This is a genomic window from Aeromonas sp. 3P (assembly GCF_051919745.1).
In the GTDB taxonomy this organism is placed as follows: Bacteria; Pseudomonadota; Gammaproteobacteria; order Enterobacterales; family Aeromonadaceae; genus Aeromonas; species Aeromonas veronii.
Map to the genome: position 1 here is coordinate 1098723 of NZ_JBQBED010000001.1, position 14261 is coordinate 1112983.

At 57.0% G+C, this 14261-nt stretch carries 11 protein-coding genes and 1 riboswitch; of the genes, 3 read left to right on the plus strand and 8 right to left on the minus strand.

What is annotated here, in order from left to right; genetic code table 11:
- Window positions 1-241 precede the first annotated feature (241 nt).
- A complete protein-coding gene (locus ACTG19_RS04900; RefSeq protein ID WP_162628329.1) occupies window positions 242-1120 on the minus strand; it encodes a DUF2726 domain-containing protein in 879 nt (292 codons plus the stop codon).
- A 196-nt stretch (window positions 1121-1316) separates the two neighbouring features.
- Here ACTG19_RS04900 and ACTG19_RS04905 point away from each other — a divergent pair, with 196 nt between their 5' ends.
- The 3 genes from ACTG19_RS04905 to ppx all read left to right on the plus strand — a co-directional run bounded on the left by ACTG19_RS04905 (window position 1317) and on the right by ppx (window position 5456).
- Window positions 1317-1832 (plus strand): glycine cleavage system protein R, encoded by a 516-nt coding sequence (locus ACTG19_RS04905; RefSeq protein ID WP_088869422.1) that lies wholly within the window; start codon window positions 1317-1319, stop codon window positions 1830-1832.
- Between the two features lie 74 nt (window positions 1833-1906).
- On the plus strand, window positions 1907-3976 hold the full coding sequence (gene ppk1, locus ACTG19_RS04910) for a polyphosphate kinase 1 (RefSeq protein ID WP_005350671.1): 2070 nt from the start codon (window positions 1907-1909) through the stop codon (window positions 3974-3976).
- A complete protein-coding gene (gene ppx / locus ACTG19_RS04915) occupies window positions 3966-5456 on the plus strand; it encodes an exopolyphosphatase (protein ID WP_439988812.1) in 1491 nt (496 codons plus the stop codon). Before ppk1 ends, ppx begins: the two co-directional genes overlap by 11 nt.
- A 60-nt stretch (window positions 5457-5516) precedes the next feature.
- On the opposite strand, the gene mgtE is transcribed toward ppx, so the two are convergent.
- The 7 genes from mgtE to flgG all read right to left on the minus strand — a co-directional run bounded on the left by mgtE (window position 5517) and on the right by flgG (window position 14253).
- Window positions 5517-6860 (minus strand): magnesium transporter, encoded by a 1344-nt coding sequence (gene mgtE / locus ACTG19_RS04920; protein WP_019446139.1) that lies wholly within the window; start codon window positions 6858-6860, stop codon window positions 5517-5519.
- A gap of 122 nt (window positions 6861-6982) precedes the next feature.
- A riboswitch (M-box (ykoK) riboswitch) is annotated at window positions 6983-7152 on the minus strand.
- A 183-nt stretch (window positions 7153-7335) separates the two neighbouring features.
- Window positions 7336-8544: a flagellar hook-associated protein FlgL gene (gene flgL / locus ACTG19_RS04925; protein WP_201990386.1), complete on the minus strand. Its 1209-nt coding sequence runs from the start codon at window positions 8542-8544 to the stop codon at window positions 7336-7338.
- Between the two features lie 4 nt (window positions 8545-8548).
- Window positions 8549-10552 (minus strand): flagellar hook-associated protein FlgK, encoded by a 2004-nt coding sequence (flgK, locus tag ACTG19_RS04930; RefSeq protein ID WP_201990388.1) that lies wholly within the window; start codon window positions 10550-10552, stop codon window positions 8549-8551.
- 3 nt (window positions 10553-10555) lie between these two features.
- A complete protein-coding gene (gene flgJ / locus ACTG19_RS04935; protein ID WP_113738728.1) occupies window positions 10556-11629 on the minus strand; it encodes a flagellar assembly peptidoglycan hydrolase FlgJ in 1074 nt (357 codons plus the stop codon).
- Between the two features lie 43 nt (window positions 11630-11672).
- Window positions 11673-12770 carry a flagellar basal body P-ring protein FlgI gene (locus ACTG19_RS04940; protein ID WP_005350664.1) on the minus strand — a complete coding sequence of 366 codons (1098 nt, stop codon included), beginning with the start codon at window positions 12768-12770 and terminating at the stop codon, window positions 11673-11675.
- Window positions 12771-12778: 8 nt separating this feature from the next.
- Entirely contained in the window at window positions 12779-13450 is a 672-nt protein-coding gene (gene flgH / locus ACTG19_RS04945) for a flagellar basal body L-ring protein FlgH (RefSeq protein WP_005350662.1), read from the minus strand.
- Between the two features lie 14 nt (window positions 13451-13464).
- Complete coding sequence (flgG, locus tag ACTG19_RS04950; protein WP_005334158.1) at window positions 13465-14253, minus strand: flagellar basal-body rod protein FlgG; 789 nt, start codon at window positions 14251-14253, stop codon at window positions 13465-13467.
- Between the last annotated feature and the right edge of the window lie 8 nt (window positions 14254-14261).

Sequence of the window (14261 nt, forward strand, 5' to 3'; positions counted from 1 at the left end):
ACTTATTGTTTTATTTAATGATAAAACAGCTACCGACTGTCTTTTTGCTGGCACACAAAGTGCCAAAATTCCGACGCATTGTCAAAAATTGTCGTATTCAGGCTAAGTGTATCGACAGAAACGGGAGATTAGATAAATTTTGCCGAGGAATTTTCTGCATTGGCGCCGTTAACAAACGCCGCCAATAGCGGAAAGAAAACTGCCCTCGTCAGAGGGCAGCATGGGACACGGTGAAGCGCATTCAGTGGCGATTATGGTGGTGCGGCGCCGCGTAACGACACTCGGGGAAACGGCTGCAAGCCAGAAAGAGTCGACCGGCGTGGGGGCCTTTTTTCGCCTCCCGCTCCACCAGCGGCGCATCACAACGAGGGCAGTGGTGCACTTCATGCTCTTCATCATCCTCTACATCGGCGAACAAGCCATCGACCAGCTCCCCCTCACTCTGTGGCGCCTCCACCATCCCCTTGGCCTTAATGGCGGGCTCGTGAAATGGCGCGGGCGAGATCGCCTCGGCATGGGGAGTGCGGCCACGCATTCCGGCACTGACATCCACGCCGTCCAGCAGCAGAGGGTTGAACGTCGGCTCGCGGCGCGCCCCGTGCAGCAGATCGTCGATCAAGGGTTCGCTGGTTTTGACCAGCAGCGGCAGGATCTGTTCGCGCAGCTCTTCCACCAGATAGCTGGCACTTGCCGGGATCTGCAGCAACGGCAGTCCGGCGCTGTCGCAGGCGGTTTTCAGAAAGAGATCCCGCGCCTTGCGCTTCTGGTGACGGTGGGAGCTGTCATCGAGTTCGATGGCACAGATAAAGGAGAGATCAGCGGGGTGGCAAAGCAGATAGTCGAAATGCTTGGCGCTGATCTTGTTGAAGTACTGCTGCCATTTGCTTTTGCCGATCCCGGCCTGCGGCGTCAGCACATCGGCCACCCGCACCTTGGCAAAGACCCGGGCCTTGTCACCCACCGCCAGATCCAGCACCCCGAGGAAGGATCGCTCGGCGGGACTGAACAGGGTCTCCTGCATATCATAGGGCAGGCGCTTTTGCTGTCTGCCTCTGCTCCAGAAGATCGCCAGCACAAGCAGCGCCAGCAACAACAATCCCGATAGGACAAGGGTATTCATGAGAGCACGATCCAGTTCACGACACGAAAGGGGAATCACTTTACCACAGCCGCCACGGAGCAAGGCAGCAGACCCGTGTATAGAAAGTGAAAAGTCCCGTCTTTTTATCTATTTGTCAGCAGGCGGGGGTTCATATGACCAGCCCCAGCAGGCACAATAGGGATAGAGCACAAAATCCCATTTCAAGGAGAGCAGGATGCAAAAGCAATTGGTGGTCACCGTGATCGGTGCAGACAAACCCGGGATTGTCGAGAGTCTGGCAGCAGTCATCAGCCGCGAGCAGGGTAACTGGCTGGGCAGCGCCATGAGCGAACTGGCGGGCCAGTTTGCCGGTATCCTCCATGTCTCTGTCCCCGATGAGCACTATCGCAGCCTGTGCGAAGCACTAGCCCTTCTACCGGATCTGACCATCAGCTTTGCCGAAGGGACACCTACCACCGAGCCAGCCCATCAAGTCATGATGACGGTGACCGGCAACGACCGCCCCGGTATCGTCCATGAAGTAGCCAGCATCCTGCGCCAGCTCGAGATCAACGTGGCCGATCTCACCACTGGCTGTGAACCGGCTCCCCACTCCGGCGCCCCGCTCTTCTATGCCCATGCGCTGGTTGCCCTGCCCGACGGGCTCGCGATGGATACGCTTATCACCGCGCTGGAATCCCTCTCCGACGATCTGGTGGTCGACATCGACGAAGCGTTCAGCGAGCAGTAACAATACTGTCATTTATTTGTCATATATTAACGCCATAACTGCCGCGCAGACGCGACCTGAAACAGAGGCACAAGATGAGCACCGACAAGCAGTATGAAGAGAAAGAGCTGAGCTGGCTCTCATTCAATGAACGGGTGTTGCAAGAGGCAATGGACAAGACGGTGCCCCTTATCGAGCGGGTTCGTTTTCTGGGGATCTTCTCCTCCAACCAGGATGAGTTCTTCAAGGTACGGGTATCGGACGTCAAGCGTCGCATCCTCATCAATGAAGTACATGGTGGCGACGATGAAGCGAAAGTGCTGCTGCGCGCCATCCAGCAAAAAGTGATGGCGCTCGGTGAAGCGTTCGACAACACCTATAAAGAGCTGTTGATTGCGCTGGCCCGCCACAACATCTTTCTGGTCAACGAGAACCAGCTCTCAGATGCCATTCAGAAGTGGCTGCGGGTCTTCTTCAAGGAGAAGGTGCTGCGCCACATCATCCCGATCCTGCTCAACAAAGAGGTTAATCCGGTCAAATTCCTCAAGGATGAGTACACCTATCTGGCCATCGAGATGAAGAAGAACGGTCAGGTGATCCAGTACGCTCTGGTGGAAGTGCCGACCGACGACCTGCCCCGCTTCTTCCAGCTGCCGCCGGAAGGGACCCGCCGCAAGAAGCAGATCATCATTCTTGATAACGTCATCCGCTTCTGCCTCGACGAGATCTTCAAAGGCTTCTTCGACTACGACGAGATTGCCGCTTATGCGGTGAAGCTGACCCGGGATGCCGAATATGATCTCTCCGACCAGCTGGACTTGAGCCTGGTGGACAAGATGAGTGACGGCTTGAAGCAGCGCCTCACCGCCATGCCGGTGCGCTTCGTCTACGAGCGGGAGATGCCCGCCGCCATGATAAGCTTCCTCAAGCTCAAGCTGCAGATCAGCTCCTACGACGCCATCATGCCGGGTGGACGCTATCACAACTTCAAGGATTTCATCGGCTTCCCCAACGTGGGCCGTGACTATCTGGAAAACCCCAAGCTGCCGGCCCTCGATTGCCGCGATTTTGACGGCTTCGTCAACGCCTTCGATGCGATTACCAAGCAGGATATCCTGCTCTACTACCCGTATCACAAGTTCCACCACTTCACCGAGCTGGTGCGCCAGGCGGCGTTCGACCCGGCGGTCAGCGCCATTCGCATCAACATTTATCGGGTGGCCAAGAAGTCGCGGATCATCCACTCCCTCATTGATGCCGCCAACAACGGCAAGAAGGTGACCGTGGTGGTCGAGCTGCGCGCCCGTTTCGACGAGGCGGCCAACATCGACTGGGCCAACATCCTTACCGATGCCGGGGTCAAGGTGGTGTTCGGGGTACCGAGCCTCAAGATCCACTCCAAGCTCTGCCTCATCACCCGCCACGAAAATGGCGAGGCGGTGCGCTACGCCCATATCGGCACCGGGAACTTCAACGAGAAGACCGCCAAGATCTACACCGACTTCTCGCTGCTGACCCGCAATCCGGATATCACCGCCGAAGTGGAAGGGGTATTTGAATACATCGAGTACCCCTATAAGCGTTACAAATTCAACCACCTGCTGGTCTCCCCCATCAACAGCCGCCGTCAGCTCTATCGCCTCATCGACAACGAGCTCTCCAACGCCAAGGCGGGCCAGCCGAGCGGTATCATCCTCAAGATCAACAATCTGGTGGACAAGGATCTCATCAACCGCCTCTATGCCGCCGGGCAGGCGGGAGTACCGATCCAGATGATCATCCGTGGCATGTGCGCCCTGCGCCCGGGTGTGCCAGGTCTCAGTGACAACATCAAGGTGATCAGCATCATCGACCGCTTCCTCGAGCACCCTCGGGTGATGGTGTTCCACAACAAGGGCAACCCCCAGCTCTATATCTCCAGCGCCGACTGGATGAGCCGCAATATCGACGGCCGTATTGAGGTGGGCACCCCCATTTATGACGAGCGCCTCAAGCAGCGCATCATGGACATTCTCGAACTACAACTGAGTGATACCTGCAAGGCGCGGGTCATTGATGCCGACCAGCAGAACGAGTATGTGAAGCGGGGCAACCGCCGCAAGATCCGCTCTCAGGTGGCGATTTACGACTATCTCAAACGTATCGAGTCAAACAATGGACAATAGTCTCTATGCCGCCGTGGATCTCGGCTCCAACAGTTTTCATATGGTGATCGCCCATCTGAGCGAAGGGCGTTTTCGCATCGTCGATCGCATCAAAGAGCGGGTGCGTCTGGCGGAAGGGATGGATGAGCAGAAGCGGATGAGCCCGGAGGCGATGGAACGCGGCCTCGCCTGCCTCTCGCTGTTTGCTGAGCGCCTCACCAATATCAAACCGGACCAGATCCGCATCGCAGGTACCTACACATTGCGCCGGGCCAGCAACGCGCGCGAATTTGTGAGTGAAGCAGCCAAGGTGCTCAACCACCCCATCGAGATCATCAGCGGGCAGGAAGAAGCACGGCTCATCTATCAGGGGGTTGCCCATACCCAGCATATCGAGGGCCAGGTACTGGTGATCGATATCGGTGGCGGCAGCACGGAGCTCATCATCGGTGAAGGGTTTGAACACAAGGCCCTTACCAGTCGCAAGATGGGCTGCGTCAGCTTTACCCAGAGCTTCTTTGCCAGCGGCAAGCTGAGCGACAAGCACTTCACCAATGCCGTGCTGGAGGCGCAGCACCAGCTCGCCCCCATCGTCAACCAGTACCGCAAGCTGGGCTGGCAGAGCTGCCTTGGCAGCTCAGGCTCCATTCGTACCGTGCGCGACGTGCTGCAAGGTGAGGGGCTGACCGATGGCAGTATTACGCTGGAGGGGCTGGAGCGGCTCAAGGCGCTGATGATTGAGCGCAAGCGAGTCGATAACCTCAAACTGGTCGGGCTTACCGAGGAGCGTCAGGAGGTGTTTGCCGCTGCGGTCGCCATCCTGCTCGGGCTGTTTACTTCGCTGCCCATCCAGCGGCTCGACTACTCCGATGGTGCGCTGCGCGAAGGATTGCTGTATGAGTTCGAGGAGCGCTTGCAGCACCACGATATTCGCGAACGCACCGCACAGGCGCTCGGTACCCACTACCGGATGGACCGCAAACAAGCCGCCCGGGTGGAGCAGAGCGTGCTGACGCTGTTCGATGCCCTGCAAGAGCCCTGGCAGATGGAAGTAGAGCCCTATCGAGCCATCCTCGGCTGGGCGGCCCGGCTTCACGAAATTGGCCTTGCCATCAACTACAGCGGCATTCATCGCCACTCCGCCTATATCCTGCAACACACCGACCTGCCCGGCTTCAACCAGGACGATCAGGCGCTGCTGGCTGCGCTGGTACGCTTTCAGCGCAAGGGGCTCAAGCTCTCCGAGCTGCCGCCCCTACCCAACCACGACATGCAGACGGTGCTGCGCTGCATCCGAATCCTGCGCCTCGCAGTCGCCGCTCACCACAAGCGGCAGGACAACCTGCTGCCTGAGTGGAAAGTCGCAGTGCAAGGGGATCAGCTGGTCGTGACCCTGCCGATCGACTGGTGCGAGGAGAACCGTCTCCTGATGCAAAATCTGGAGAAGGAGCACCGCTACTGTCAGGAGCAGGGCTGGCCACTGTTGTTCCAGCTCGGCTAAACCGGAAAGATAAATGCAAAAGGCAGCCCAATGGCTGCCTTTTTCATATCAATCTACCCGTTACTGCAACTCGGGCAGCAACCACTTGGCCATCTCGAAGTAGATGATAAGGCCGGTGCCATCCACCAGTGTCGCGATGAATGGCGCAGAGACCACCGCCGGATCGATGCGGAAACGACGCAGCACCATGGGAATAATGGATGCGACCGTAGCACTCCAGAGCACGATGGCGATGATGGTAAAGGTCACCACCATGCCAATCTGGGGACCGACGCCGAGACTCCATGCCCGTACCCAGGCCGCCATGGCAATGGCACCCGAGATGAGCAGACCGGTGGAGAGCTCCTTTTTCAGCACTGTGCCGAGATTGCGCAGACTCACCTCCCCGACCGCCATGGCACGTACTATGGTGGTGGTGATCTGGGTGCCGCTGTTACCGCCAGTACCGATCAGGAGCGGAATAAAGAAGGCCAGCGCGATAGCCGCTTCCAGCTGCTCCTCGAATGCCCGCAGCACGGTGCCGGTGTAGGCTTCCGCCACAAACAGGATGAGCAGCCAGCCCACCCGTTTGCGCCACAGCTGCCAGGGAGTCGCCTGCAGATAGGGAGTATCGAGTGGCGAGGAGCCACCCTGCATCTCGGCATCCTCGGTGGATTCGAGCTCCAGAATATCCGCAGCATCATCGACGTGGAAAATACCGACCAGTCGCCCCTGATCCTCGACAGGCAATACCGACAGGTCGCGGTCGATGAGCAGGCGCGCTGCCAGCTCCTGATCGGCTCGGGCGTTGATCCGCACCGTCTCCCGATCCATCAGGGTCGCGACACTGGCCAGCGGGTCGGCGATCAGCAAGGTCTTGAGGGAGAGGCTTCCTTGCAGACGACCATCCCCGTTGACCACATAAATATGGCGAAACAGCTGGGCATTGTCCCAGGCATCGTGGATCAGCTGTTTGGCGTGACCGACCGTGTCCTCCTCCCGCACCGCCAGATATTCGTGGCGCATGTTGGCACCCACCGACTCGGTGGGCCAATCCAGCAGGGAGTAATACATGGCCTGCGCCTGGGTCGGGAAGCGAGCCAGCAACATGGTTCGATCCTGACGACCCAGTTTGCGCAGGATGGCGACCATCTCGCGGCGGGGAATGGCCTCCTGCAACACGCTGACGATGCTGCCATGGAGCCGCTGCAACAGGCGCCCGGCACTCTCGGCCGAGAGTGAGCCGAGCAGTTCGGCACCTTGCGGAATTGGCAGGGTATCAAAGATGCAGTTGAGCTCTTCCGGACGCAGGGTCAGCAGTTGATCGGCGCGCTGAACCGGATCCAGATTATGTTCCAGCCAACCCTGCAGGGCGGCCAGATCGAGCAGTTGGTGACGGTTAAGAATGGTATGTGTTTTCTTCATCACAGATATCCTCATGTGATTTCAGGCGAGCCTGAATGCCTCCGAAAATAGCCGGATGCAACGACAAGAAAACAGCAATTTGATTGACGAGTAATAGGCAGGAAATGACGCCGTTCGGCGTGTCATCATCCCCACGTACCAGCTTTAGCACTGTATAACGTATCCGGCATGCCGGAAGCCACTTGGGTTTACACCTTAATCCGATGAAAACTGTCCTGATCTTGGGCGTCTCTGGACGTCGTGAGATCAGTGGCCTGTGTTTATACAGGAGCCTCGCCTAACGAGATGCTGCAAATAATTCGCACAACCCTCTGTTGTGCGGGCGGCATGATTATCCAATCCCGCTGGGAGGTCAACCCCGCAGCTCCCATTAAATGGGCAACGGCAACAGCTTGTTACAATTGGCAGGAGATGACACGGAACCAATTTCCATAGTCTGGACAAAAGCAAAGGCCCCAAAGGGGCCCTTCTTTAATTAGCGAATATAGTCAAATAGCGTCAGACGGCTTATTTTGCTGAAAGAGAGTTGCGAGGCACTCAATGCCGCATCCTCTTTTGACAGAGCGGAAATCACTTCATAGAGATCCGCTTCCGACACCTTGGCTCTCGCCTCGGCGTTGAGGGTACTCAATCCCTCATTGGAGCCCATAGCCTGTTCCAGACTATTCATCCGGCCGCCCAACTCACCCAACCCATGATCGATATTCAGGCGGGCATTTTTCATATGAACGGTGGCATCGGCTATTTTCTGCTCGAAGGTCTCGGCAGAAATAGCCGGATCTCGCAGAGCCGTAATAAAGTCCGACATACCATTCAATATGTTGTCATTCTTCGGTGGATTAAGATCAAACTGCTGAGCCGCACCACCTGCAGGCAAATCAAGGGTCAACTCCAACCCATTGAAAGGGATCTTGGTGCCAGCAGTGTAGTTACCCGTTTGCAACGTATTGCCACCGGCATCCTTGATATCATAGGTATCTGGCGGGCCTATGGTGGTTGATACGGTATAAGTGTTGTTGGGCAGTGCCGAGTTATAATTGGACTTATAGAAATTATCAAAGTTACCCTGATCGCCTATCCCGACATTGATATTTGCTGTGGTTGCACTGGCGGTTCTTCTGGTCGCCACGATTTCAAACAGATCCTGCCCGGAATCATTGGCAGCGATTTGTACTGTGGGTGAGACCTGAATATTTCGCTGACCTGGATCACCCTGATAAATATATTTTCCGTTGACGTCTTTTATATATGGCTGGGTCTTGCTCTGATTGCCACCAAATATAAATTCACCCGATGAGTTTTTGCTATTCATCAGGTCGAACATCTGCTGCTGCAACCCTTCAAGCTCGCTGGCGATGGCCTTGCGATCATCCATGCTGATAGCGCCATTATTTGACTTCTGGATCAGGGTCTGGGCACTGAGCATCGCCGTATTAAGAGAATCCAATACTGTCTCTTCATGCCCCAGGCTGTTTTCCAGCAAGCTGCCATTGACACTGTACTGCTTGAACAGGTCAATCTCCTTGGTCAGTGCCATCTTCTGACTCATCCCTGCGGGATCTTCTCCGGCTGTCTGAAATTTATTGCCGGTTTGCAGTTGTTGATAGGCAGTATTCAACCGCTCGTTGGCACTGTTGAGGGAATAGATATTCCGGTCGTAGATCATGTTGGTGGTGATGCGCATGACGTTACCTCACGGAAGAGAGCAGTGTATCGAAAATGGTTTTGGCCGTGCTGACGATTTGCGCCGATGCCGCATAGGATTGCTGGAAGCGGATCAGATTGGCCGCCTCCTCCTCCAGATTGACCCCAGACACGCTTTCAAAAATGCCGGTGCTCTGGATAAGCTTGGACTCATTGGCCTTGAGCAGCGTTTTTGCCTGACTGGTATTGTTGCCCACTTCCATCACCAACCCGGAATAGGCCTGATTGAAGGTCATCTTGTCGTTGGTCGTCCCACCATTGGTGCTCTTGCGCACCAGATCCTTGTTTTGCAGCTCGGCCAGAACCAGGCCATTGCTGTTATCGGCAAAGCCATTGCTGTTGTAACTGAGCTTGAAGCTGTCACCGGCATCCACCGTTCCGGTGATGCTGAACTCGTAGCCTGGCGCCTGTTTCGGGTTGGCATAGACTGCGGCTCCGGCGGGGAAAGGGTTGACGATCGCAGACATCAGGTTTTGCCCTTTGCTGCTCGCAGGGGCAGTGCCAATCAGGGTAGTGCCATCGGCTTGAAACACCTGATAGTTACCACTGGCATCGATTTTGACCACCTGAGGCGCTGTCGGGCTCAGACTATTGGTACCAAAACCTGACCCCACACCTGTATTGAATACGCCACCCAGTTTGATATCCGCCCCGCCGCCATTATTGGTGGTCTTTTCCGCTTTAAGCGGAGAGGCCAGGGCCAAATCTTCCGGTCGGGTGATCAGCTGACCCAGACCGGCGGCCGCACTTTTGGTGGGTTGCAGCAACAGTTTGTCACCCGCAGCCGGCGTGCCGGTGAGATCGATCGAGATCCCGTGCCCAGTCAGTTCAAAGGTTGTTGGTGGGGTAGCCCCCGCTGTGATCAAGGTACGATTGCCAGACTTGTCGAGCGAGAACACCTCATAACCGGTAGCACTGCTAAAGCGCACTTCGTAATCAAACGGAGTCACTGATGTCCCCTTGCCCGGCACGAAGCTGACATTCGCCCCGACCGTCCCGGTGTTATTGCCATAGGGTAAGCCCTTGCTGGTAGGCAGGGTGAAAATATCGCCGCCAATCTCGTTATCCAGATCCATCCCGAGGCGGTTCTGCTGGTTCATCGCATCGGCCATCGCCACGGCCAGCTGCCCCAGTTCGCGCTTGGTAGGCTCAAGGTCGGTACGCGCCTTGAACAGCCCCCCCATGGCGCCACCAAACGTATCGTGGTCGATGGTTGCCTGATTATCCCCCAGAGTCAGTTGCAGCTCCTGATCTCGGGAGTCAGGATCTCCTGCAATCACCTTGAACTGGGCGACGCCCCCATCGAGGATCAGCGAATGGCCGGTGCTCATATTGACCAGCATGCTGCCGTTGGGTTGGGCTACGGTACGAATATCCATCTTCTCCGACAGCTGGCGGATCGCCTCATCCCGCTGATCAAACAGCATCAGGTTCTCTTCGGGTGACCCCTGGGTGCGGATGATGGCCTGATTAAGATCATTGATGCTGGTGAGCAGGCTGTTGACCTGCTTGGTTTCATCTTCAATGCGGGTATTGAGGGTATCGCTCTGCTTGTCGAGCTGTGCCGAGAGAGTATGAAAACGGTTGACCATGCCACTCAACTCCGTCATCACCACCTTGCGCCCACCGATCTCGGCAGGCGATTCATTGGCAGAGTGAAATGACTTGAAGTAGGAGGTGATGGCTGCCCCCACGCTGTTGCTGGTATCCCCAAGCAAGCTGTCAACGCCAGCCAGCTGTTCATAATGGGTCAGGGAGGCATGATAGGCGGAGGTATCACGGCGCACCTCCCCCTGCATATAGTCATTGATCACCCGCTGGGTCTTGATGTCACCGGTCCCAAGACCGATGGTATTGGTATACACCAGCGTACGCTCACGCACATAGCCCTGGCTATTGACGTTCACTATGTTGTTACTGGTGGTCTGCAGCAGGCGTTGCTGTGCCAGCACGCCCGATGAACCAATCCCAAGCAGGTCGCTTGCCATACGTTACAGCTCCATCTCGTGGTATTGGGCAATGGCATCACTGCGCAATACCTGTTTCAATTTTCTGGCGTAGTGCGGGTCGGTGGCATAACCCGCCTGTTGCAGCGCCTCAAAGTAGCGATCAGGACTATCCACCTTCGCCAGGGCTCCCTTGTAGCGAGAGCCGGAAGTGAGGAAGTCTACGTAGTCATTGAAGCTCTCTTCAAACGACTCATAGGAGCGAAATGCCGCTTTCTGGCGGGAGGCGACGCCTTGCTCATACTCGAGCGTGCTGACCACCGCCTTGGGCCCTTCCCAGCGCGGATCGGCCTTGATACCAAACAGGTTATGGGTCACCTGCCCCTCGCCATCCTTGATCACCCGCTTGCCCCAACCGCTCTCCAGTGCCGCCTGAGCGACCAGTACCGCCGGGCTTAACCCCAACTTGTCGGCCGCTTTCTTGGCAAGCGGCATCAGGCGATTGACGAACTCTTCCGGCGTATCGAACTCTTTGCCCCCACTACCGGTGACACTGCCCTCTTCGCTGGCCATGCGTCCCATGGGCGGAATGCTGCGGTGCGGTCGACGGGGCATAGTGAGTGCATGGCTCTCCTTGACCCCCTCAGTCATCTCTTTTTCAGCAAAATCTTTGCCAACTTTTGATGCCGAGATCAAATCATCTGCTGCGGCCGTGGGTGGCTGATAGGGTTTGTAGGTCCTTTCGGTGCGCTGCGGCATCTTGAGCACCCGTCCATCCTGATGGGTAAAGGTCTCGGGAGAGAGCTGTTTGGCCACCATGTCAGCCAATCCCAGCCCCCCCTTGCTGGACATGTCGGCGACTCGCTGCTCATCCAGCATCCCTTCATAGAACTGGGTATAGCTGCTGTTCATCGGGTTGTCCTGAGTCAACACTCCGTTGGCCTGACGCATGCTCTGAAACAGCATCTGGGTAAAGATTGACTCGAACTGGCGTGACGCACTCTTGAGCGCTTCGGCCTGCCCCTCTTTGCTTTGGCTCATCTGGCGCAGACGATCCAGGTTCTTGATGTCCTGTACCATCCCGAGATTCATGCCGCTGTTGCTGTCAAACTCCGCCATTTTGCTTACCTCATTGCCACCCGTGGCAACCACTTGCCGCTTGTTACAATATGACCAGTTGCCCCTCGATGGCGCCTGCCTGCTGCAGCGCCTCAAGGATGGCCATCAAATCACCCGGGGCAACCCCGACCTGATTGACCGCCCGGACCAAATCGTCCAGGGTCGCACCGGTATCAAACTTGAACATCCGCCCCGGCTCCTGCTGGACATTGATGGTCGAGTTGTTGGTCACCGTCGTCTCTCCTCCCGCCAACGGGTTGGGCTGGGAGACCTGCTGGTTTTCGGCGATGGTCACCGTCAACCCGCCGTGGCTGATGGCCGCCGGTTTGAGCTTGACCTGACTGCCGATCACTATGGTGCCGGTGCGGGAGTTGACGATGATCTTGGCCGCCTCGTTGGCCGGATCCACCTCCAGATTCTCGATGGTGGCGAGATAGGAGACGCGTTGACCCGGATCCCGCGGGGCATAGACCTTGACCGAGGTGGCATCGAGCGCCTGAGCGGTATTGGGCCCCACCAGATCGTTGACCACATCGGCCAGACGGCGCGCCGTAGTAAAGTCGGGGCGGTTAAGGTTGAAGGTGATAGTGTCACCCTGACTGAAGGAGTTGGGCACCTCCCGCTCCACGGTCGCACCGTTGGCAATCCGCCCGACGGTCGGGGTATTGATCACTACCTTGGAACCATCAGCCCCCTCGGCCCCCAGACCACCGACCACCAGACTGCCCTGCGCGACCGCATAAACCCGGCCATCGAGCCCTTTCAGGAAGCTTTGCAGCAGAGTGCCGCCCCGCAGGCTCTTGGCCTCGCCGATGGCAGAGACCGTCACATCGATGGTCTGGCCCGGCTTGGAGAAGGGGGGCAGGTCGGCATGGATCGCCACCGGCGCCACATCTTTGATCTTGGGCTTGATGTTATCCGGCACCTTGATGCCAAAGTTGTTGAGCATCGTACGGAAGGTCTGCTCGGTGAAGGCGTTGTTCTTCTCGCCAGTGCCGGGCAACCCCACCACCAGACCGTAACCAATCAGCTGGTTGTTACGCACCCCTTCAACCGAGCTGATGTCCTTGATCCGGGCCGCATTGGCCACGCCCAAGGGCAGCAGACAGCAGAGCAGAGTGACAAGACGGAGTGACTTCATAACATCTCCTAGAGCGGCCACCAGGGACCATTGAAAAAGCTGGTAAGCCACCCTTGCTCCTGGCTATTGGCCAGATCGCCGGTACCACCGTAGTAAATGCGGGCATTAGCCACTTTCTGGGACGAAACGCTGTTATCAGATGTCACATCCTCCGGGCGAATAAGGCCGGTGATCCGGATATATTCATTGCCATTGTTGAGCATGATCCACTTCTCACCACGCACCACCAGATTGCCGTTGGGCAGCACCTTGGCCACGCTGACCGAAATATTGCCCTGCAGGCTGTTGCTCTGATCCGCCTTGGCCTGGCCCTTGAACGCGCTGTCTTGAGCAATGGAGGCTGAGAGATCATAGGGGCTGGCGGTCACGGGCACGCCACCCAACTTGACCGGGTCCAGATTGAACTTGTTATTCTTGCCACTCTGGGTATTGGCCTTTTTCGAGGCGGAGGTCGACTCCGACAACTCGATGGTAATGATGTCGCCTACCTTGTGTGCCTTGATATCCGAATAGATGCCATTGACCTGATCCGGCTGGAAAATCGCCCCTGTCGGTCGCACCGACACCGGCTCCGACTCCCCGTAGACGGGGGAAAACTCGGGATCATCAGGCTTGGGCGTATTGGGAGTGCTGCTACACCCTCCCAGCACCAACAATCCCAGCATCCATACAGCTTTCATCATGCGCCTCCTAATTAGGTACGCTGGATCAGGAAGGACATCATGCCGTCCACGGCGGAGAGCACCTTGGAGTTCATCTCGTAGACCCGCTGAGCCTGAATGAGGTTCACCAGCTCTTCGGTCACGTTGACGTTGGAAGTCTCCAGCATCCCCTGCTTGATCACCCCCAAGCCATCGGCACCGGCAGTCCCCTGAGCGGCAGCACCACTGGATTGGGTCTCGACAAACATGTTCTCCCCCATCGGCTGCAAGCCGCTGGCGTTGACGAAGTCGGAGATGTTGATCTGACCGACCACCTGAGAAGCGCCATCGCCCTTGAGCTGCACCGAGACCTGGCCATCTTCACCCACCGTCACGCTCTGGGCATTTTCCGGGATCTGGATTTCCGGTTGCAGCGGGTAGCCATTACCCGGGGTCACTATGGTCCCTTCATCGTTGAGGGTGAACTGACCGTTGCGGGTATAGGCCGCACTGCCATCCGGCAGCTGAATTTCAAAGTAGCCACGACCACTGATCATCAAATCGAGCGAGTTGTCAGTGGTTTGTACGTTACCCTGGCTGTGGTTTTTCTGGGTCGCCACCACCTTGGCACCCGCCCCCAGCATCAAGCCGGAGGGGAGCTCGGTATCGGCAGAGGAGCGGCCACCGGGCTGATTGATGTTTTGGTACAGCAGATCTTCAAAGATGGCCCGTGACTTTTTGAAGCCCACGGTGCTGGCGTTCGCCAGGTTGTTCGAGGTGACCGAAATATTGGTCTGCTGTGCATCCAACCCGGTCTTGCTGATCCAGAGTGCGGGATTCATAGGTAACT